Source organism: Rhizobium sp. NFR07, assembly GCF_900111905.1.
Taxonomy (GTDB): domain Bacteria; phylum Pseudomonadota; class Alphaproteobacteria; order Rhizobiales; family Rhizobiaceae; genus Neorhizobium.
Genome location: NZ_FOKM01000013.1, coordinates 23601 through 44223, shown reverse-complemented (window position 1 = coordinate 44223; position 20623 = coordinate 23601). Strand labels below are relative to the sequence as shown.

The 20623-nt window shown below is 63.6% G+C and carries 21 protein-coding genes and 2 riboswitches; of the genes, 9 read left to right on the top strand and 12 right to left on the bottom strand.

Annotated features, from left to right (window positions below; all coding sequences use genetic code 11):
- The first annotated feature begins 1 nt into the window (after position 1).
- Entirely contained in the window at positions 2-769 is a 768-nt protein-coding gene (locus BM216_RS23975; RefSeq protein ID WP_093001755.1) for a cobalt-precorrin-6A reductase, read from the top strand.
- Here BM216_RS23975 and BM216_RS23970 read toward each other — a convergent pair.
- The 7 genes from BM216_RS23970 to BM216_RS23940 all read right to left on the bottom strand — a co-directional run bounded on the left by BM216_RS23970 (position 733) and on the right by BM216_RS23940 (position 9038).
- Positions 733-1497: a precorrin-3B C(17)-methyltransferase gene (locus tag BM216_RS23970; protein ID WP_093001754.1), complete on the bottom strand. Its 765-nt coding sequence runs from the start codon at positions 1495-1497 to the stop codon at positions 733-735. The two genes, BM216_RS23975 and BM216_RS23970, sit on opposite strands and share 37 nt — an antisense overlap.
- The gene (locus BM216_RS23965; protein WP_093001753.1) at positions 1494-2258 is read right to left on the bottom strand and encodes a precorrin-2 C(20)-methyltransferase; all 765 of its coding nucleotides are present in this window, start codon (positions 2256-2258) and stop codon (positions 1494-1496) included. The genes BM216_RS23970 and BM216_RS23965 overlap by 4 nt, the downstream gene beginning before the upstream one ends.
- Entirely contained in the window at positions 2255-2884 is a 630-nt protein-coding gene (locus BM216_RS23960) for a precorrin-8X methylmutase (RefSeq protein WP_093001752.1), read from the bottom strand. The genes BM216_RS23965 and BM216_RS23960 overlap by 4 nt, the downstream gene beginning before the upstream one ends.
- On the bottom strand, positions 2881-4206 hold the full coding sequence (cobG, locus tag BM216_RS23955; RefSeq protein ID WP_093001751.1) for a precorrin-3B synthase: 1326 nt from the start codon (positions 4204-4206) through the stop codon (positions 2881-2883). Before cobG ends, BM216_RS23960 begins: the two co-directional genes overlap by 4 nt.
- Positions 4203-7505, bottom strand: coding sequence for a cobaltochelatase subunit CobN (gene cobN, locus BM216_RS23950; RefSeq protein WP_093001750.1), 3303 nt, complete (start codon positions 7503-7505; stop codon positions 4203-4205). Before cobN ends, cobG begins: the two co-directional genes overlap by 4 nt.
- A gap of 70 nt (positions 7506-7575) precedes the next feature.
- Positions 7576-8625, bottom strand: a complete 1050-nt coding sequence (gene cobW, locus BM216_RS23945; RefSeq protein ID WP_093001749.1) for a cobalamin biosynthesis protein CobW — start codon at positions 8623-8625, stop codon at positions 7576-7578.
- A complete protein-coding gene (locus tag BM216_RS23940) occupies positions 8622-9038 on the bottom strand; it encodes a DUF1636 family protein (RefSeq protein WP_093001748.1) in 417 nt (138 codons plus the stop codon). The genes cobW and BM216_RS23940 overlap by 4 nt, the downstream gene beginning before the upstream one ends.
- 102 nt (positions 9039-9140) lie before the next feature.
- Positions 9141-9365, bottom strand: a riboswitch (cobalamin riboswitch).
- Positions 9366-9424: 59 nt separating this feature from the next.
- Positions 9425-9655: riboswitch (cobalamin riboswitch) on the top strand.
- A 37-nt stretch (positions 9656-9692) separates the two neighbouring features.
- Between BM216_RS23940 and BM216_RS23935 the strand changes: the two genes are divergently transcribed.
- The 4 genes from BM216_RS23935 to BM216_RS23920 are packed head-to-tail and all read left to right on the top strand — an operon-like array spanning position 9693 to position 12742.
- A complete protein-coding gene (locus tag BM216_RS23935; protein ID WP_093001747.1) occupies positions 9693-9869 on the top strand; it encodes a CbtB domain-containing protein in 177 nt (58 codons plus the stop codon).
- 30 nt (positions 9870-9899) lie between these two features.
- Positions 9900-10670 (top strand): CbtA family protein, encoded by a 771-nt coding sequence (locus BM216_RS23930; RefSeq protein WP_093001746.1) that lies wholly within the window; start codon positions 9900-9902, stop codon positions 10668-10670.
- Complete coding sequence (gene cobO / locus BM216_RS23925; RefSeq protein ID WP_093001745.1) at positions 10667-11281, top strand: cob(I)yrinic acid a,c-diamide adenosyltransferase; 615 nt, start codon at positions 10667-10669, stop codon at positions 11279-11281. The genes BM216_RS23930 and cobO overlap by 4 nt, the downstream gene beginning before the upstream one ends.
- Positions 11282-11284: 3 nt before the next feature.
- Complete coding sequence (locus BM216_RS23920) at positions 11285-12742, top strand: cobyric acid synthase (RefSeq protein ID WP_093001744.1); 1458 nt, start codon at positions 11285-11287, stop codon at positions 12740-12742.
- Here BM216_RS23920 and cbiB read toward each other — a convergent pair.
- Positions 12726-13691 (bottom strand): adenosylcobinamide-phosphate synthase CbiB, encoded by a 966-nt coding sequence (gene cbiB / locus BM216_RS23915; RefSeq protein ID WP_093001882.1) that lies wholly within the window; start codon positions 13689-13691, stop codon positions 12726-12728. The two genes, BM216_RS23920 and cbiB, sit on opposite strands and share 17 nt — an antisense overlap.
- Before the next feature lie 5 nt (positions 13692-13696).
- Here cbiB and cobD point away from each other — a divergent pair, with 5 nt between their 5' ends.
- The gene (gene cobD, locus BM216_RS23910; protein ID WP_244530294.1) at positions 13697-14716 is read left to right on the top strand and encodes a threonine-phosphate decarboxylase CobD; all 1020 of its coding nucleotides are present in this window, start codon (positions 13697-13699) and stop codon (positions 14714-14716) included.
- On the opposite strand, the gene BM216_RS23905 is transcribed toward cobD, so the two are convergent.
- The 3 genes from BM216_RS23905 to BM216_RS23895 form a co-directional block, all read right to left on the bottom strand.
- Positions 14713-15702: a P1 family peptidase gene (locus BM216_RS23905; protein ID WP_093001742.1), complete on the bottom strand. Its 990-nt coding sequence runs from the start codon at positions 15700-15702 to the stop codon at positions 14713-14715. The two genes, cobD and BM216_RS23905, sit on opposite strands and share 4 nt — an antisense overlap.
- Before the next feature lie 17 nt (positions 15703-15719).
- Positions 15720-17261, bottom strand: coding sequence for an L-piperidine-6-carboxylate dehydrogenase (locus BM216_RS23900; protein ID WP_093001741.1), 1542 nt, complete (start codon positions 17259-17261; stop codon positions 15720-15722).
- Positions 17262-17344: 83 nt separating this feature from the next.
- The gene (locus BM216_RS23895) at positions 17345-18628 is read right to left on the bottom strand and encodes an NAD(P)/FAD-dependent oxidoreductase (protein ID WP_093001740.1); all 1284 of its coding nucleotides are present in this window, start codon (positions 18626-18628) and stop codon (positions 17345-17347) included.
- Positions 18629-18725: 97 nt separating this feature from the next.
- Here BM216_RS23895 and BM216_RS23890 point away from each other — a divergent pair, with 97 nt between their 5' ends.
- Positions 18726-19649, top strand: coding sequence for a LysR family transcriptional regulator (locus BM216_RS23890; protein WP_093001739.1), 924 nt, complete (start codon positions 18726-18728; stop codon positions 19647-19649).
- A 56-nt stretch (positions 19650-19705) separates the two neighbouring features.
- The gene (locus BM216_RS23885) at positions 19706-19942 is read left to right on the top strand and encodes an Lrp/AsnC ligand binding domain-containing protein (RefSeq protein ID WP_093001738.1); all 237 of its coding nucleotides are present in this window, start codon (positions 19706-19708) and stop codon (positions 19940-19942) included.
- A gap of 99 nt (positions 19943-20041) precedes the next feature.
- Here BM216_RS23885 and BM216_RS23880 read toward each other — a convergent pair whose 3' ends face one another.
- Positions 20042-20239, bottom strand: coding sequence for a hypothetical protein (locus BM216_RS23880; RefSeq protein ID WP_093001737.1), 198 nt, complete (start codon positions 20237-20239; stop codon positions 20042-20044).
- Positions 20240-20266: 27 nt separating this feature from the next.
- On the opposite strand from BM216_RS23880, the gene BM216_RS23875 reads away from it, so the two are divergent.
- Positions 20267-20494: a hypothetical protein gene (locus BM216_RS23875; protein ID WP_093001736.1), complete on the top strand. Its 228-nt coding sequence runs from the start codon at positions 20267-20269 to the stop codon at positions 20492-20494.
- Positions 20495-20623 lie beyond the last annotated feature (129 nt).

The following is a 20623-nucleotide window of genomic DNA, read 5'->3' as shown; positions in this document are numbered from 1 at the left end:
TTTGACTTACTCCATCCTCATCCTGGGCGGCACAGCCGAGGCCAAGGCGCTCGCGGCGCAATTGGCGACGAGCCCCGACTACCAGATCCTGCTCTCGCTTGCCGGCCGTACCAAGGCGCCGGCCGAACAGCCGGTGCCGGTGCGTATCGGCGGCTTTGGCGGCCCCGAGGGGCTGGCAGATTTCATGCGCGACAACGGCATCGACCTGCTGATCGACGCGACCCATCCGTTCGCCGCGCGAATTTCGCGCAACGCCGCGGAGGCTGCTGTTGCCGCCGGCATCGATATCATGGCGCTGCGCCGTCCTGCGTGGTCGCGGCAGAAGGGTGATCGCTGGCAGGATGTCGCCGACATTCCTGCGGCCGTCCAGGCGCTCGACATTGCGCCGCGCCGGGTTTTCCTGACGCTCGGCCGGCAGGAACTGCTGCCCTTCGAGGTCATGAAACAGCATCGCTATCTGGTTCGCAGCGTCGACCCGGTCGAACCGCCGCTCCAGCTGCCGCATGTCACCTACATCACCGCCCGCGGTCCGTTCTCTGAGTGGGACGAGATCCAGCTGCTCGAAAAGCATGGGATCGACCTGATCGTCTCGAAGAACAGCGGCGGTGCCGCGAGCGCAGCCAAGATCGCTGCCGCCCGGCGTCTCGGTATCAAGGTCGTGCTGATCGAGCGCCCCCGCCTGCCGGACGTGCCGTCGGCCAGAAGCGTCGAGGAGCTTGCCGGCATGGCGCGTCACTGGAAGCTCTCCCGCAGGAAGCGCGGCGAATAGACGATCGGCCGCTGGCCGGTACGTTCGATCAGCCGTGTCTCCGCCGTGCCAACGATGACGCAGGTCGCCATGTCGGCCATCTCCCCTTGTGCCTCCGACAGCGGCACAACGCGGATCGCCTCGTCGGGACGCCCCGCCGCGCGGCCGAAAATCACCGGTACCGAGCCGGGCAGGTGGGCGCGAAGGATGTCGAAGGCTTCGCCGAGCTGGTGCGGCCTCGCCTTGCTGATCGGATTGTAGAAGGCCATGACGAAGCCCGCCGTTGCTGCCGCAACGAGGCGCTTTTCGATGATGGCCCAGGGCTTGAGATTGTTCGACAGCGATATGGCACAGAAATCGTGCCCCAGCGGCGCACCGGCCTTGGCCGCGACAGCCAGCATGGCAGTGACGCCGGGCACGACGGAAAGCTCGATCTCGCGCCATTCCGCTGGGCCGTCGTCGATCGCCTCGCAGACGGCAGCGGCCATGGCGAAGACGCCAGGATCACCGCCGGAGACGACGCAGACCCTGCCGCCCTTTGCTGCCATCTCCAGTGCCGCCTTGGCGCGTGCCAGTTCCTCGCGGTTGTCGGAGGCGTGGCGGCGTTGATCGGGCCTGAGGTTCAGTCGGTCGATATACGGGAAATAGCCGAAAAAGTCGGTGGATGCCGTAACTGCCGCTAGAGCCTCCGGCGTCATCTGGTCCGGATTGCCGGGGCCGAGGCCGACGACGATCAGCGAGCCGGTCATTCGCTGCTTCCCTGGCCGCCCGTTGGCCGTGTCGTCCAACCGGGAACAAGAACGATGGAGAAATAGGGCGCCGGGCTTTCGTCTCGCTCTTCGAGTTTCTGCGCTGCGCCATTCGCCATGGTTCCGCGCTCCACATAAAGCGCGCCGGAAAGCTTTCCGACGGCAGCCAGTGCGCGGCGGATCTTCGGCAAGTTACGGCCAACCTTCATAATGACGGCACCATCCGTAACTGCGAGCCGTTCGGTCAGCTTCTCCTCCGACAGCGTGCCGGGCAATACGCTCAGAATGTCGTCGCCCTGCACCAGCGGCAGGCCGGTCATCGACCAGCAGCCGGACATGGCGGTCACGCCGGCAACGACATCGGCCTGATAACGATCCTTCAGCCTGAGATGCAGGTGCATGTAGGAGCCGTAGAACAGGGGATCGCCCTCGCTCAGCACGGCGACATTTTTGCCGGCATCGAGATAGACGGCGATCTCTTCCGCCGAACGGTCGAAGAAGTCGTTGATCGGGTTCTTGTAATCCGCCTCGTCCTTATGGGTTTCGATCGTGACCGGATAGACGAGCGGCAGTTCAACGGTGCCGGGGCGGATATGGGCCTCGACGATGGCGCGGCCGTTGCCGGTCGAGCCCTTCTTGCAGAAGAAGGCCACGACGTCGGCCTCGCTTACGGCGCGCACGGCCTTTAGCGTCATCAGTTCCGGATCACCAGGGCCGGTGCCGACGCCGGTCAGTCGACCCTTGATTGCCTGCGCGTTCAAAGCCCGGCCCTCGCCAGTGCATTCACGGCGGCAGCGGTCATGGCCGAGCCGCCCATGCGTCCACGCACCACGGCATAGGGAATGTCGTGGGCAGACTCTATCAAGGCTTCCTTGGATTCCATCGCGCCGACAAAACCGACCGGCATGCCGATGATCGCGGCAGGGCGAGGCCAGCCGGCGTCCAGCATTTCGAGAAGGCGGAATAAGGCCGTCGGCGCATTGCCGATCGCGACCACCGAACCTTCCAGGTCATCCCAAAGATCGAGTGCGGCTGCCGAGCGGGTATTGCCGATCGTTTTTGCCAGTTCCAGCGTGCGGCTGTCGCGCAGAGTGCAGATCACCTGGTTTTCCGCCGGCAGGCGGGCGCGGGTTACGCCATGGGCCACCATTTCGGCATCGCAATAGATCGGCTTTCCGGCCCGCAGTGCGCCGCGTGCGGCCTCGACGAAATCGCCGGAAAAGCGGAAATGCTGTGCCGCTTCCACCAAGCCGCAGGCATGGATCATGCGCACGGCGATATCGGCCTGCTCCTCGGTGAAGGCGGAAAGATCGGCCTCGGCGCGGATGATCGCGAAGGACTTCTCGTAGATTGCATCGCCTTCGCGGATATAGTCGTAATTCGTCATGGTCGTCCTGTGGCAGCCGCTGCCAGTCGTCCGGAACCGATCCGGGCAAGGCAGTCGGCGGAGTTTTCGCCCGGCCGGCGTTCCGTCCTTACAAGATCGGAGAGCCGGCGAAGCGTGGCGTTGGTATCGGCAAAATCAGTGAAAGCAAAGGGTTCGCCGGATGCTTTTCCCTGCGCAATCAGGGAAACGCCGGCAGCGGTACCGCAAAGTGCGAGCGCTGCCGGCTCGGGATGGGCGCAGCCCTTGGCGCAGCCGGTGACATGCAGCGTGAAGGACCCATCGAGCAGGTCGCCGCATTCCGCCGCCGCCTTGGTCGCAATGTCGTGGGTGGCGATGATCGCCGAATTGCAGGCGGGGCTGCCGGGGCAGGCGGCAATGTGTCCGCGCGGGTCACCGGCCGAGATGATGAAGCCATGGCGCCCGGCGAAATCCCGAAGCGCGACGCAGGCGGTTTCGGGGCCGAAGAACAGCAGCGAATGATCGAGTGCGGGCTTCACCGATTGCATGCAAAGACGACTGGCTTCGTCGCAAAGGGCAATCAGGTCCTGCGCCTTTGCCTGTCCGAAAGCAGGACCGATGCCGATGGCCCGAAGATCTTTTGAGAGGCCGAAAAGATTGAAGGGAGACATGGCCACATGTTTTGCCGTCATGCTCGGGCTTGTTCCGAGCATCTGCGCCGGCGCGTCTTTCGCCAAGTCCCGGCCACGAGCCTTGTTTCCCAGCGTCGAGAGCCGTCCGAGCAGGCCCAAAACCGTGTCGACAGCATGTGTTTCACGTAAAACATTGAAAAGGCGACCGGATTGCTCGGTGCCACCGAGAAGCAGCTTCCACTCATTCCTGCCGGCCGCGACAAGGCGGATATCCGCCAGCAGATCCGAGAGCCGAAGCCGTCCCCCGCCATCGACCACGACGGCCATTTTCGGCGCAAGGCCGGTAATCTCCCGGGCGCCTTTACGGATCGCTTCAGCCAGCGGTCGGGGATCGGCAATCTCGCTGTCGTCCATACCGGCGAGCGGCGGCACTTCGACAGCCAAGCCGTCGCGCAGCGGCAGGTTCATCGCCCGCACGTCCGCATCCAGTTGCGGTGCCGACGTCTCGGTCAGGCCACGGATCTGAAGATTGCCGCGGGCGGAAATGTCGATCACGCCGTTTCCATGCACCAGAGCCAGCCGGCAGATGTCTGCAAGATCAGCCGGCGAGATCGCCCCGGTAAGCGATATGCGCGCGAGCAGTCCGTCACCGGTCATCATCGGCGTTGATAGCGCCGGGCAGGCACCGCGCCTCATGTCCAGGTCTGAGCGATCGAGGGAGAGTGCCGTCATGCGACCTCTCCTTTTTCCGGTGGCATCAGCATTTCAAGCTCGGCATCCACCGCGTTGCGGCGCGGATGCCATAGTCCGCGATGCAACGCCGAACGGAAGCGCTCGCCCATGTAACGCGCGCCTTCCGGGTTCTGCGCCAGCAGAAAATCGCGCACCATCTCGTCGCCCAGATAGGCGTCATAGGTGGCATCGATCAGCGACTGCGGGATCGCGTGTGTCGTCTCGGCAAAGCCGATCAGCCTGTCGACGGTCTCGACCAGCTCGGCCGCGCCGCGTGGTCCATGACGCATCTGGCCGGCGATGAAGCCCGGGTTGGTGGCCCGGGCCCGAACGACGCGCGTCACGGCTTCGGAAATCGATCTGGCCTTCGGTTTGGCCGGGTCGGTCGTATCGAGCGCGATCACATCCGCCTTGCCGCCAAGCGCGGCGACAGCGGCCGAAAAGCCGCCGATGAAGGCAACGTCGGCGGAACCGTCGAGCAGGTCGCGGCCGGGATCGTCGCCTGTATGGACCAGCAGATCGGCAGCCCCGATCCGTCCGGCAAATTCGCCCGGTACATGGCTCGCCTCTCCATCCGCGCCACCAAAGGCATGGCTCGTGGCGTCGAGATAGATACGACCAAGCTCTTCACGCTCGGCCCATGTACCGTCGGCCAGCTTTTCCTCTATTCCGGAGCCGTATGTGCCGGGGGCTGAGCCGAAAATGCGGGCCGGGACCGAGCCCTCCCTCTGCGTCTCTTCCGCCAGCGGATTGTCGCCCGGGGCTTCCTCCCGTGCAGCAATCGCCCGCATGGCGGCGTCGAGCAGTGCAATCAGCGCCGGGAACATGTCCCGGAACAGGCCGGAAATTCGAAGCGTCACGTCCACCCGCGGGCGGCCGAGCTGCGCCGGCGGCAGGACCTCGATGCCGGTCACGCGACCGGTTGCGGCATCCTGCACCGGCCGGGCACCCATTAGCGCCAGAACCTGGGCGACTTCCTCGCCACCACTCCGCAGCGATGCGCTGCCCCATAGATCAAAGATCAGGTTTTTCGGCCAGTCCCCATGGTCCTGCAGATAACGACGCAGGATTTCGTCGGCGGCGCGTTTGCCCAATTCAAAGGCCGTCGGGGTCGGCAGGGTGCGCGGATCGCTGGCAAAGAGATTGCGGCCGGTCGGCATCACGTCGCGGCGGCCCCGCGCCGGCGCACCGGAAGGGCCGGGGCGGATATGTTTTCCATCCAGCGCATCCAGCAGGGCTTGCCGTTCGGTTCCAGCGCTGGCTATCCGCAATGGGTCATCATCGCCCTCGGCCACTTCTCCGAATACATGCTGGCCATCCTTGATGGCAAAGTCCTTGAGGTCGCAGAGGAAGGCGTCGATGCGGGCAAGCGCCGTATCCGGATCGTCATCGCGCGAGACGCCTGCATCGCTGGCGATCGCCGTGTCACGCGCGGCATCGACGATCAGCTTCGCCAGCCGGTCACGGCGGCGGCGATCCAAACCGTCCGCCTGCGCATATTCGTCGACCAGCAGTTCCAGCTTCTTCTGTTCGTCCGAAAGGCCGGCACCCGTCAGAACCGGCGGAAGATGACCGATGGTCACGGCGGAAATGCGCCGCTTGGCAACGGCCGCCTCGCCCGGGTTGGAGACGATGAAGGGATAGATTACCGGCAGGCCGCCGGTGACGAGTTCCGGGAAGCATTCCCGGGACAGGGCCACGGTCTTGCCGGGCAGCCATTCCAGCGTGCCATGGGCGCCGACATGGATGATCGCATGGGCGCCGAGCGTGTTTCGCATCCATTGACCGAAGGCGACCAGTGCATGGCGTGGTGGCAGCTCTGGGCTGTGATAGTCGGTACGACGATCGGCATTGCGACCGCGATCGGGTGCGAGCGCGACGGTGACGTTGCCGAACTGGACGGCGCGGAAGCGGTAGGCGCCGTCCTCGAGATCCTCGTCGTCTGCCGGTGCGCCCCAGGCAGCATCTGCGCCGGGTGCCGCAGCATAGTCCGATATCGAGAGGCTACCCGCCTTGTTATTCAGTCGGTTCATCAGATCGCGTGGTGTCTCGGGAATGTCCGAAACCGAATAGCCTGCTATCGAAAGATCTCGCAGCATGGACAGCACGCTTTGCGGCACATCCAGCCCGACCGCATAACCGGTGCGGCCCGGCGCGCTCGGATAATCCGGCAGCAGGATGACGAGCCTGCGATCGGCCCGCGGCACCATCTTCATACGCAGAAAGGCTGCGATGCGCTTGGCTACCTGTTCCACTCTGTCAGGTTCGGGCTGGTTGACGAGATTGGCGGAGCTCTCGCCTTCCTTGAAGGAGATCGCACCGGCCAGGATGCGGCCATCGAGTTCCGGCAGGACCACATGCATGGCAAGGTCTGCGGGGTTCAAACCGCGTCTGCCTTCGGCCCAGCCCTCGCGGCGGGTCGTGGCAACGACGATCTGGAAAACGGGAATGCCCGTCCGGTCGAACAGCGTTTCACCCTTGCCGTCGGCGCCGCTGGCAAAGGCGGTGGTGGTCAGGATGGCAGCGGGCGCAAGGCTTTCGATGGACCTTTCGACGAAGGCGATGGCATCCGCATCCTTCAGTCCGCTGACGAAGATCGGAATCGGCGCGAAACCGCGAAATGCCAAAGCCTCGAACAGCGCATCGATCGGTGCGGCGTCATTGGCGAGCAGCATCGACCGGTAGAACAGGATCGGCAGACGCGGCGCATCCGGCGCAAAACCGGCCGTCAGTGTTTCCGGTTCGACGATACCCTGGCCCGGCCGGTAGAAACCGGCCTTCGGCATGGGCAAAGCCGCCGGCAAGGCATCGGCATCGCCTTTCGCCAAGGCGCCGAGTCTACCGGCCAGCAGGCGCATATTGTCCGGCCCGCCTTCGCGAAAGCAGGCGAGAATGCAGGAAAGCGCCTCTTCGGAGACCGTCGAGGCAGCGGCCAGCCGCTCGTCACGGATGCTGCATTCGCCGGGCAAAAGAGCGAGCGCTATTTTCCTGCGCCGTGCCAGCCTCGAAAGCTCCTCGACGCCATAGGCCCAGCGGTCGTAGCCACCGAGAATGCGCACGAGAATGACTTTCGCATGCGCCGCCGTCTTTTCCGCCCACAGGTCCACCGACATGGGATGGCGCAGGTCGGAGAGGTTGGTGAGGCAAAGGCTGGTGTCGTCCAGGCTCCAACCGGCTGAAATGCCGTTCAGGTCGCTGCCGGAAAAGGACAGCACCACCACATCCGCCGGCGACTGGTTGAGGTCGACCGGCTCGATCAGGTCGTCGAGCGACGACGATGTGGTGGCGAGTATATGCATCCTCTTCCTTTGTCTGTCGCAATTCCAGGAAAACCGCTTCACACTTTTCCTGGAATTGCCTGGCGTGCCTTCAGGCCGCCAGCATCTTCTCGATCGCGGCGCGGTCGATGCCCTTTTCGCCGATCACGACAAGGCGGCTCTGGCGGGTCTCGCCGGGCGCCCAGGCGCGGTCAAAATAGTGGTTCACGCGCGATCCTACAGCCTGAACCTGCAGCCGCATCGGCTTGTTCGCGACGTCAACGAAGCCCTTTATGCGCAGCACGTTTTCCGCTTCCGCCGTGGCGGAGATGCGAGCTGCCAGCGCTTCCGGGTCGGTCACGGCGGCCAGATCGATGACGAAGCTGTCGAAATCGTCGTGATCGTGGTCCAGTTCGTCGTCGTGATGGGTCTTGCGGTTCTCGATGTCATCCTCGACGGCGAGGCCGAGACCGATCAGCACGCTCGGATCGACCGCGCCGTTGGCGGCCGGCAAGATCTTTACCGCCCGCGGCAGATGCGCCTGGACGCGGCCCTTGGCAGCGGCAAGCGAGGCCTGGTCGAGCAGGTCCGTCTTGGTCAGCACGATCATGTCGGCGCAGGCAACCTGATCCTCGAAGACTTCCTCGACCGGATCATCGTGATCGATCGAGCTGTCGGTCTGGCGCTGGGCTTCCAGGGCATCATGGTCATCGGCAACGCGGCCTTCGGCCAAGGCCACGCCATCGACGACGGCAATGACGCCGTCCACCGTCACGCGCGCCTTCACAGCGGGCCACTGGAAGGCCTGCACGAGCGGCTTCGGCAGGGCAAGGCCGGAGGTCTCGATCAGAATGTGGTCGACCCGCGGTTCGCGGGCAAGGATCTGGTCGATCGCAGGCACGAAATCATCGGCGACCGTGCAGCAGATGCAGCCATTGGCGAGCTCGATGATGTTGTCGTCCGGGCAGCTCTCGATGCCGCAACCCTTCAGAACCTCGCCGTCGATGCCGACGTCACCGAACTCGTTGACGATGATCGCCAGCCGCTTGCCGTCGAGCTTCTCGATCAGGTTGCGGATCAGGGTTGTCTTGCCGGCGCCGAGAAAGCCGGTGACGACGGTGCAGGGGACCTTATCGAACTTGCGGTCGAAATTGGCGCTCATGAAGGCATGTCCTCGTGATGATGAAAGGGGGGAATGCGGGCCGTCATGCCCTTGCCGCGAAGGCACATGGGACGGCCGCGAAGGGGGAGAAAGCCGCGCTCGTCCTCGGCCAGCATCATGGCGCCGGTGACGATGTCGTCGACATTGTCGGTCGAAAGATGACCGAAGACATAGGACCAGCCCGTGCGATGGTTGAAAGCGGCACTTGGGCTCTTGTCGCAATTGGCTAGACAGGTGACCGGCTTGACGGCAAGCGGCTTGCCCTCGGCCGCCTGGCGCAGCGCCTCGATCAGGCCGATGCCCGGGCGCGCCTCGCTGTCGGTCGCCTCGCGGCAATTGGTGCAGACGAAGATCGTCACGTCGACTTCAGCGGAAGCCGTTTCGGATACGTCTCTTGGCACTTCATTCGTCATCGGGCCGCAAACCGTCGGGTCTCACAAATCCGGGGTGCGCGGCAGGCGGATGAACCATCCTGCAGTGAAAAGCAAAGCTTCATCCGAGGCACCCCGCCCGGAAAAGCATGTGTCTGAAACGGCAGGTCTCCTGGCTCGCGGGTCATCACCATCGGCCTGCCTTCCCGGATCTCTCCAGTGGCGTCTCAAAGGCCGGATGGCTCACCGCCTACAGTTGCGGGGGCAGCCGCGGCATTGGGCTTGGGGAGATAATCTCCCGATGCCCGCACCGCATTCTCTCTTAGCCCCTGCCGTTGCCGGCAAGGGACCGTCGTGTGATCCAAGTAAGCGCTCCGCCGCCGAACTGTCAATGTCGCAAAGGCGATTGCCCGTGCGGCGAAAGTGTCTATAGTGGCAACGTCTTTGGTGCCCGAGAGGGTTATTCAAGGGAATGCGGTGCGACGGATATTTCGTCAAACCCGCGGCTGCCCCCGCAACTGTAAGCGGAAAGTCTTTGCCCAAAACGGCCGCTTGGCCGTCACGCCACTTGAGGGATCCGGACACGGGTTCATCTGGGAAGGCGGGTGAAGGCGCCCGATCCGCGAGCCAGGAGACCTGCCAGGGACAATAGGCAATCTAGAACGGCCCTCGGGTGGAGGGCAGAAGGACAGATCCATGGTTACGAATTCTGCTGCAGGTGCAGTCAGCGTTTCCGCATCGAAAATCATTCCTCTCAGCATGACGGCCATTCTCGGCCTGTTCATCGTCGGCTTCGTCGGTTTCTCGCATCTGGAAGTGGTACACAACGCCGCCCACGATACGCGCCACTCGCTGGCCTTCCCCTGCCACTGAGTCTGCGGGCAAACGAAGAGGAATTCCCACATGTCGCTGTTTCGTAACATCGTCTTCACGGCGGTGATCGCCGGGCTTTTGTCCGGTCTCCTCATGACCGTGATGCAGAGTTTTTCCACCGTGCCGCTCATCCTGGCTGCGGAAACCTATGAGAATGCCGGCGGCGAAGAGACAGGCCACAGCCATTCGCATGACGCGGCTCCCGCTGCGGGCGCGGCTGCTCCGGCCGCTGCCGAACACCATCACGACGAAGAAGCCTGGGCTCCGGCCGACGGCTTCGAGCGCTTCGCCTATACTGCGGCTGCCGACGTATTGTCCGCCATCGGTTTCGCTCTGGTCGCCATCGCGATTGCCGAAGCACTCGGCGGTTTCGGCGGATGGCGTGGTGGCCTTATGTTCGGTATCGCCGGCTTCCTCACCGTCAGCCTCGCCCCCGGCCTCGGCCTGCCGCCGGAATTGCCGGGCATGCCGGCAGCGGAACTCGGGCCGCGCCAGATCTGGTGGATCTCGACCGCCGTCTGCACGGCCGTCGGCCTCGGGTTGCTTGCCTACACCCGCTCGGCGCTGCTTTCTGCACTCGCCATCGTGCTTCTCGTTGCACCACATATCGTCGGTGCACCGCTGCCGCCGACGCATGAGACCGCGGTGCCGATCGAGCTGCACGCCCGCTTCGTCAATGCCGTCTATGCCACGAACCTCGTGTTCTGGGCCGTGCTCGGCGCGCTAGCCGGCGTGTTCCGTCAGCGTTTTCGCGCCGGTGAGGACGTGCCGGTCTCTTCCGCGGGGCTCGCTGCCCGGTGAAGGATATCGATCAGACCACTGAGGAGCGCCATCGCGCTAAGATGGCGAACCGCAAGGCGGTTCAGGATGCCGAAGTCGCGGAGAAGACCCTGGAAAAGGGTCTTCTCATCGTCCATACCGGCCCGGGCAAGGGCAAGTCGACGGCAGCCTTCGGGCTGGCACTCAGAATGCTCGGCAACAATCGTCGCGTCGGCATCGTGCAGTTCATCAAGGGTGCATGGTCGACTGGCGAGCAGCCGGCGCTCGCCGTCTTCGGTGATCGCGTCGTCTGGCACACGATGGGCGAGGGATTCACCTGGGAAACCCAGGATCTCAAGCGCGACATCGCGGCGGCGAACAAGGCTTGGGAAAAGGCGCTCGAGCTGATGGCCGACGAGACGATCGGCCTCGTCATCCTGGACGAGCTCAATATCGCGCTGCGCTACGAATATCTCGACCTCGAGCAGGTCGTGGCCGCTCTCCAGGCGCGCCGCCCCGACCTTCACGTCGTCGTCACCGGCCGCAACGCCAAGCCGGCGCTGATCGAGGCCGCCGATCTGGTGACCGAAATGACTTTGGTCAAGCACCACTTCAAGGCGGGCGTGAAAGCCCAGGCCGGCATCGAGTTCTAAGTCATGACAGCCCGATCTCTCATGTTCCAGGGAACGGGCTCCGACGTGGGCAAGTCGCTCATCGTTGCCGGCCTTGCACGTGCCTTCACGCTGCGGGGGCTGAGCGTCATGCCGTTCAAGCCGCAGAATATGTCGAACAACGCCGCCGTCACCGCTGATGGCGGCGAGATCGGCCGCGCCCAGGCCTTGCAGGCGCGTGCCGCCGGTGTTCCTCTCAGCGTTCACATGAACCCCGTGCTGCTGAAACCTCAAAGCGATGTCGGTTCCCAGGTCGTGGTGCAGGGCCGGGTCGAGGGCAATGCCAAGGCTTCCGAATACCAGATCCTGAAACCGAAGCTGCTGTCGCGCGTGCTGGAGAGTTTTGAAATCCTTCGCGCCAAGGCCGATCTGGTTCTGGTCGAAGGCGCCGGCAGCGCATCCGAGATCAACCTGCGCGCCAATGACATCGCCAATATGGGCTTTGCCCGCGCCGCCGACGTACCGGTGGTCCTGATCGGAGATATCGATCGCGGCGGCGTCATCGCCAGCCTAGCGGGCACCAAGCTCGTCATCGACACTCACGATGCGGAGATGATCCGCGGCTTCATCGTCAATCGTTTTCGCGGCGATCCGGCGCTGTTTTCGGAGGGTATGGATCTGATCGGCCGGTTCACCGGCTGGCAGTCGATCGGGCTGCTCCCGCATTTTCCCGATGCGGCGCTTCTGCCCGCCGAGGATGCGCTGGGGCTCAATCAGTCCTTTGTCCGCAAGGCGAACGCAAAAATCCGTATCGCGGTGCCGATACTGCCGCATATTTCCAATTTCGACGATCTCGATCCGCTGGAAGCGGAGCCCGAGGTGGACCTGATCCGCGTTCGGCGCGGCGAAGCAATTCCCGGCGATTGCGATCTGGTGCTGCTGGTTGGGTCGAAGGCGACGATCTCGGATCTGGCGGCGCTTCGCGAGGCCGGGTTCGACGTCGATATCGCCGCACATCACCGACGCGGCGGGCGGGTCCTTGGCCTGTGCGGCGGCTACCAGATGCTCGGCAGGACGCTCTCCGACCCGGAAGGGACGGAAGGGCCTCCGGGGTCGGTTGAAGGCCTCGGCCTGCTCGATGTGGAAACGGTCCTGTCCGGCGCCAAGCGACTGGAGGCCGTGTCTGGGGCAAGCTTCGACGGAGCTCCCTTCTCCGGCTATGAAATGCATATCGGCCGGACAGTCGGCGCTGATTGCGAGCGGGCATTCGCCACGATCAACGGTCATGCCGAAGGCGCGTCTTCCGCGGATGGCCGCATCACAGGCACATATGTCCATGGCCTCTTTTCCGACGATCGCCAGCGCTCGGCATGGCTCCAGCGCCTCGGCGGCTCGTCTTCGGGTCTCGACTACGAGGCCAATGTCGACGCCATTCTCGATCGCCTCGCTGCCCATATGGAACGGCATCTCGATCTGACCGGCCTGCTCAGACTTGCGAAATGACCAGCGCCAGAAGGCCGAAAAGACCGATCAGCAGTGCATCGGCCACGCGGGCGAGCTTCAATGCCCGGCGGATATCCTGATGGGTCAGTTCTGCCCGCCCGCCTTCACCCATGAAGCGCGCCTCAATCATCTGCCCGCCGTAACTGCGTGGACCCGCCAGTGCGATGCCCAGCGCGCCGGCCATCGCCGCCTCCGGCCAGCCGGCATTGGGCGAGCGATGGTGTTTTGCATCCCGCCGCACGGCTGCGATGGCATTCCGTGGAGACGCTTCGTCGATGAAGCAGGCGGCGGTTACAAACAGCGCGCCGCTCAGACGCGAGGCCGGAAGGTTGATCAGATCGTCGAAACGCGCCGCCGCCCAGCCAAAGGCTTCGTGGCGGGCGGTGCGGTGGCCGATCATGCTGTCGGCGGTATTGGCCGCCTTGTAGGCCGCACCGCCGGCAAGCCCGCCGACACCCGTCCAGAAGGCCGGCGCCACGACACCGTCGGAAAAGTTCTCCGCCAGGCTTTCGATCGCCGCCCGGCAGACCGCTGCCTCATCGAGCTTTTCCGGATCACGACCGACGATCATGGAGACCGCCTTGCGGCCTGCTTCAAGTCCACCGGTCTGAAGCGCATCGGCGACGGCTTTCACATGGGCTTCGAGGCTCTTCTGAGCCGGCAGGCTGGCGGCAACCAGAACGACCAGAACGTAGCCGAGGGGCAAAGCCATCAAGGCGCCTTCGATCGCAAGCGACGCGATGACGGCTACTGCGAGCAGAACGACCAGAGCCAGCACTCCGGAGCGCCTGCGAACGGAAAAGTCGTCGTCATCGCGGTTCCATGCCCTGTCGAGCCGGGCTATCAGCCAGCCGATCCAGGTCACGGGATGGCCGATCCGCTTGAACAGCCAGTCCGGGTAACCCAGGATCCGCTCGGCGATCAGGGCAAAAAATGCGAGAAGGAACATTAGCGGTGGCAGGCTCCGGGATTGAAAATGGCGTTGGCGATGCGATCCAGCACGGCGGCAATCTCGCAAGGGCGCGTGCGCTGTTTCCGCAAGCGCCCGAACCATGGATCGATCTCTCAACCGGCATCAATCCGCATTCCTATCCGCATTCTCCAATTCCCGGCAATGTTTTTGCGCGGCTGCCGGAACCGGCATCGCTCGATAGCCTGAAGACAGTCGCGGCCAACGCCTATGGTGCCCCCTCGGCAGCCCATATCGCAGGCGGGCCTGGAACGCAGATCCTGCTGCCTATCGTCGCCGGCCTTGTCGATGGGCGGAAGGCCGCGGTGCTGTCGCCCACCTATGCCGAGCACGCGCGTGCTGCAAAGATGGCTGGCTTCGATGTTACCGAAACGGATGACGTGGATCGGCTGACGGAGGCCGATCTCGCCGTGATCGTCAATCCCAACAATCCGACCGGCCGGATCGTCCAGAAGGAAGAGATCATCGCGCTTGCCGCCAGGATGCGGGCGAAGGGCGGCATGCTGATCGTCGATGAGGCATTCATGGATGTGTCAGATGGGACGAGCGTTACCGGTATCGCCGGCGATGGTGGTCTTCTCGTGCTGCGCTCGTTCGGCAAGTTCTACGGCATGGCCGGTCTCAGGATTGGCTTTGCGATTTCCCGACCGGATATTGTCCGGCAAATAGAGGAAAGGCTGGGCCCCTGGGCAATTTCAGGCCCGGCCCTTCATGTGGCCGGAGAGGCGCTTTCCGACTACCGATGGCAAGTGGAAATGCGGCAACGATTGGGACGGGAGGCCGCAGAACTTGAGCTCCTCCTGCGTGGCGCAGGTATCGGGGTTTTCGGCGGTACATCCCTGTTCTGCCTCGTTCGCGATCCGCGGGCGCAATCGCTTTTTCGCCATCTCGGCGAACGCGGCATCATCACCAGGCGTTTCGACGAGCGACCCGATGACCTCAGGATCGGACTTCCCGATGAAGACGGCTGGGCGAGATTGGGGGATGCGCTGAAAGCTTTTTAGCTGTCAAACCTGTCGCGCCAGGCGGCCTGTGCGTTCGGTACCGGCAGGGCCGTCGCCTCATAGACGCCGCGGGCTATCGCCCGGGCCGTGACGAGCGTGGCTAGGTGGCAAAGTTCGGCAAATGCGGTCATGTCGTCGAGCGGCTTCGCGCCGGTTGCGGCCGAAAAGATGGTGTCGCCGTCGCCGGGAAGATGGGTCGGCAGCACGGCACGCGCCAGGCCGTCATGGGCCATGATCGAGAGGCGGTGGGCCTGTGCCTTGGTGAGAAAAGCGTCGGTCACGATGACGCCTATGGTCGTCGCCTTCAGCTTCACACCCTTCATGCGCAGCGCCGCGTGATCTTCGGTGAACGCCTGCGGCAGGCCGAGGCCGCCGAATTCGCCGTTCTGCTCAAAGGGGGCCGCCCAGAAATGCGGTCCGTCACCGACGGTCGCCGCTCCCATGGCGTTCACGGCGAGCAGCGCCGCGATCCTGTGGCCGGAGGAGGTCATCGCACTGGCCGAGCCGATGCCACCCTTGACGGTGGCAGTCGAGGCACCTGTGCCGGCACCGACCGTGCCGAGTGCGAAAGCGCCCTTGCCGGCAGCCTTGAATGCGTCATAGCCCATGTCACGGTAGGGCGAATGCAGGCCCCAGTGCTTGTCGCCACCGTTCAACAGATCCATCAGGATCGCTTGCGGCACGATTGGCACTTTTGCAGAACCGACCGGAAAGCCGCGCCCGATCTGGCGAAGGCCCGCCTGCACGCCCCCAGCTGCATCCAGCCCGAAGGCTGAGCCGCCGGAGAGCACGAAGGCATCGACGGTCTGCACAGTCATGGACGGATCGAGGAGGACGGTATCACGGCCGCCCGGTGCCCCGCCGAGAACGGAGCCGGAAGCGATCGCCGGCTCATCGAAAATGATCGCCGTGACGCCTGAACCCAGGACAAGATCTGTGGCATGGCCGACGGCCACGCCCTCGATATCGGTCAGAAGATTCAGCATGGCCACGGCGTCTTCTTTTACGCGATGTCGAACTTGACGCCCTGCGCCAGCGGCAGGGTGCGGCCATAGTTCAGCGTGTTGGTTGCCCGGCGCATATAGGCCTTCCAGGCATCCGAGCCGGATTCGCGTCCGCCACCGGTTTCCTTCTCACCGCCGAAAGCACCGCCGATTTCAGCGCCTGAAGGGCCGATATTGACATTGGCGATGCCGCAATCCGAGCCGCGAGCGGAGACGAAGGTCTCTGCCTCGCGCATGTCGTTGGTGAAGATCGACGACGACAGGCCCTGCGGCACGTCGTTGTGCAGGTCAAGTGCCTCGTCAAAGGTCGAATATTTCATCACGTAGAGGATCGGTGCAAAGGTCTCTTCCCTCACCGGGCCGGCCTGCGCTGGCATTTCGACGATTGCCGGGCGAACGTAGTAGGCATCACCCGCCTCACCATCAAGTACGCGCTCGCCGCCCACGACCTTACCGCCGGCAGCCTTCGCCGCATCGAGCGCCGACTGCATCTTGTCGAATGCGGCCTTGTCGATCAGTGGGCCGACGAGGTTTCCGTCCGTCAGCGGGGAGCCGATGGTCACCGACTGGTAGGCCTTGGCGAGACGCGGCACGAGCGCATCATAGACGCTGTCATGCACGAAGAGGCGGCGCAGCGTCGTGCAGCGCTGGCCGGCGGTGCCCATGGCAGAGAAGGCAACGCCGCGCAGGGTAAGATCGAGATCCGCTGTCGGGGTGACGATCGCGGCATTGTTGCCACCGAGTTCGAGGATCGAGCGGGCGAAACGCTGGGCCAGCTTCGGGCCGACTTCGCGGCCCATGCGGGTCGAGCCGGTGGCGGAGACCAGCGGCACCTTGTCGTGGTCGACCAGCGCCTCGCCGATCTCGCGGCCGCCGATCAGGAGCGTCGACAGGTTCTTCGGCGCGGTGCCGCCATCGGCGACATAGCGGGCCAGCGCCTTGTCGAAGATCGCCTGGGTGGCGAGCGCCGTCAGCGGCGTCTTTTCCGACGGCTTCCAGATGGTGGAATTGCCGCAGACGATGGCAAGCGCCGCATTCCACGACCAGACGGCGACCGGGAAGTTGAAGGCGGAGATGATACCGATGGCGCCGAGCGGATGCCAGGTTTCCATCATCCGGTGTTCGGAACGTTCCGTCGCGATGGTGAGACCGTAGAGCTGGCGGGAGAGACCGACGGCGAAATCGCAGATGTCGATCATTTCCTGCACTTCGCCGAGACCTTCCGACGTGACCTTGCCGACTTCGATCGAGACGAGGCGGCCGAGTGCCGCCTTGCCGGCGCGCAGTTCCTCGCCCAGCAGGCGGATCAGTTCGCCGCGCTTGGGCGCCGGCACCAGGCGCCATTCGAGAAAGGCTTGATGGGCGGCGTCGATCGCCTTTTTCGCGTCTGCCACGCTCACTTCCGGCAGCTTGCCGACCTCGGTGCCGGTGATCGGCGAACGCACGGTGAGCGTACCGCCCTTGTACTGGCTGGAAGCGACGCCGAGATCGGTGAAGATCTTGTCCACTTCGGCGGCGAGGTCGAGTTTGGCGAGCGTCATTGATGTCTCCGGTCTTCTTGAATTGCGTGGTCAATCTACAAATCGGCAGGGTTTTCGCAACCGTTCGCCGATAATGGTTCGGCTTAGAAGCGTTCGCCGGTGAAATGGGCGATCTGGGCTCCGGCCTCGTAATAGGCTTCGCGGGCGGTTCGGAATCCCTGTTCCTTCACCTCGGTGAGGGGCAGTGGCAGATCCTGTTCGGTGATCTCGCCGAGGATATGGCGGGCCAGAACCTTGCCGAAATTTGTACCGGGCGAGATGCCGCGGCCGTTATAGCCGGAAAAGCCTATGACGTTCTTGCCGAACTTGTGGAAGCGGGGCAGCGCGTTGTCGGTCATGCCGATCTTGCCATACCATTCGGCCTCGAATTCCACGTCACCCAGTTGCGGAAAGAGCCGCTTCAGCGAGCGCCGCGCCCATGCCTTGTGGACGGCGATGCCGGTGCCGCGCAACGCGCCGACCGAACCGAAAACGAGTCGGCCTGCCTGGTCCATGCGGAACGAGGACAGAATTTCCTTCGTATCCCAGCAGCCCTCCGAGTTGGGCAGGATCGAGCGGCGCAGGTTGGCGGAAAGCGGTTTTGTTGCAAGGTTGAAATAGGGCAGGTGCACCTGTTCGCGGCGCACCTCCGACCACGGGCCAGTCGAGTATGCGTCGGTGGCGACGATGATCCAGTCGGCGGAAACCTCGCCTCGCGCGGTCGTGACGGTTTTCCTGCCGTTTGCTTCGCCCGTGCCAATGACGGGGCTACCCGTATGGAGTTTTGCTCCGGCCTTCACCGCCGCGTGTGCAAGCCCACGGGCATAGGCGAGCGGTTGCAGCGTGCCGGCGCGCATGTCGAGCAGCGATCCGGTATAGGCCTTTGTGCCGATCCGGCGCTCGGTTTCGGCGGCATCGAGGATCGTCACAGGTGCTCCGCGCTTCTGCCACTGGCGGGCGCGGTCCTCCAGTTCCGTGATACCCTCAGGCCCCACGGCGCAGTGCAATGTTCCGCTGGTTTCGAGTTCGCAGGCAATGCCGTGCTTTTCGATTAGCTCGCGTACGAGATAGGGGCCATTGCCGAGAAGATCGAGCGCCCGCTCGCCATAATGGTCGCCAAGCTCCTTCGGAAAGTCGTCCGGCATGACCCACATGCCGGCATTGATCAGGCCGACATTGCGGCCCGCGCCGCCGAAGCCGATCTCGGTTGCCTCCAGAAGCACGACATTGGCCCCGCGTTCGGCGAGGTGCAGCGCCGCCGAAAGGCCCGTATAACCGCCTCCGACGATCACCACGTCGGCTGAGACCGACCCTTCGAGCGGCGCAGTCACGGGCGCCGGCGGCGCGGTTCTTTCCCAAAGGCCGTGAGAACGCGGATCATTGAGCATGGAAGTTCCCGGATTTTATCGTTGCAGCGACTTTACAGAGGCGATTTCCCGGTGAATATCGACATGTTCTCAACAGGTCATTCGCTGGAGGAATGACATGCTGCCCCCCAGGCGGTTCCTTCCATCCTTTTCGCTTCTGGCCGCCTTCGAAGCCGCTGCCCGCACCGGCAGCGTCACGGCGGCCGCCAATGAACTCGGCCTTACCCAGAGCGCCGTCAGCCGTCAGATTTCCGCGCTGGAACGCCAGCTCGGGGTGGCGCTTTTTCTGCGCGAACGCCAGACGATCCGGCTGACCATCGCCGGTGATACCTATGCCCGCGAGGTGCGCGAGGCGCTGCGGCGAATTTCCAGCGCCTCGCTCAACCTGAAGGCCAATCCAGCCGGCGGCACGCTCAATCTCGCGATCCTGCCTTTCTTCGGCACCCGCTGGCTGACCCCGCGTATCGGCCGGTTTCTCGACCAGCATCCCGGCATGGTGGTCAACCTCATCACCCGGCTCGAACCCTTCGACTTCCGCTTCGATACGCTGGATGCGGCAATCCATTTCGGCGTGGCCCGCTGGCCGGGGGCGGCACTTACGCTGCTGATGGATGAGGATGTCATACCGGCCTGCAGCCCGGCCTTCCGCCAGCGGCACTCGCTGGCGGTGCCGGCGGACATGCTGCGCGCGCCGCTCCTGCACCTCAGCACCCGGCCGGATGCCTGGGAGCTCTGGCTTTCGCGAAACCAGGTCCCGTTCGATGCCGTGCAGGGCATGCTATTCGACCAGTTCGTCACCATGGTGGAGGCAGCGCGCTCGGGCCTCGGTGCAGCGTTGTTGCCGCGCTTCCTGATCGAGAAAGAGCTTGAAGAAGGCCGGCTGGTCCGGGCGGTCGACGGCGAGCCAATGCCGACGGGCCAGTATTATCTCGCCTATATGCCGGACCGCGCCACCTATCCGCCGCTTGCGGCATTTCGCGATTGGATCATGCAAGAGATCGGCGCCGATACGCTTGCGCTGGCCGGCCCCATCGGCCAATAGTCGGGGATGATCCTCTTTGTGATCGCGCCTGCGATCCGACCGACGGGAAGACGTCCATGAAGCCCATTTTCGTCCAGCTCCGCTGCAAGCCGGGCAAGACCTATGAAGTCGCCGACGAGATCTACAAGACCGAGCTGGTGTCCGAACTCTATTCCACCAGCGGCGACTGGGACCTGCTGTTGAAGATCTATGTCGAGGACGACGAGGAGATCGGTCATTTCGTCAACGAGAAGATCGCCTCCATCGCCAATATCGAGCGATCGCTGACGACGATTACCTTCAGGGCTTTCTGACCCAGCCTGCCGGCAACTGAGACACAAAAAAAGCCGCCTTCAAGGCGGCTTTTGCATTGCGGATCCGTCGCCATGACACCAGCGACCGGTGTCAAATGACTAGACGTGGGCCGCCGGTGCCGCGTTCTTGGACGCGACCAGCCGGCTGATGGCCATGCGCACGTCGTCCGGTGAATCGAACTTCTGCTCGTCCAGATCGATGACGTGAAACTTCACGGCGATAAACTTCAGTCGGTCCTTGTCAGGCACCACGATGCCGACCGGCTCGCCGGCGAATTCAATGACTTGCTTTTGCATAATAGACTCCCGCATTGGCTGCAGGATATGCAGCTCAAAACGAATGATAATTTTCAGGAACGGAAAGAACCGGAAGCGTTACATTCGACAGCACGGAAGGGAGCAGCGATCCGTGCTATTCATTTTAAGCGCATACCGACGGAAGGCGGTGACGCAAGCAATATCGACCATGTCACTCTCCTTCTTTTCGAGTTGCGCGGTCAGGTGGGAATCAATCCCGACTGGCATGAAACCTATCCGAAGACGGCTGCATGATCAACGAATTCTTTTATAAGCAGAATATTTTTCTGTCTGATGACAGGATGAAGGCGATATTGTGAAATTTCATTCGCAATGTCGTCTGGGCATCCCAGTTTGGCTTAGGTAGGAACCGCATCCGTGCAA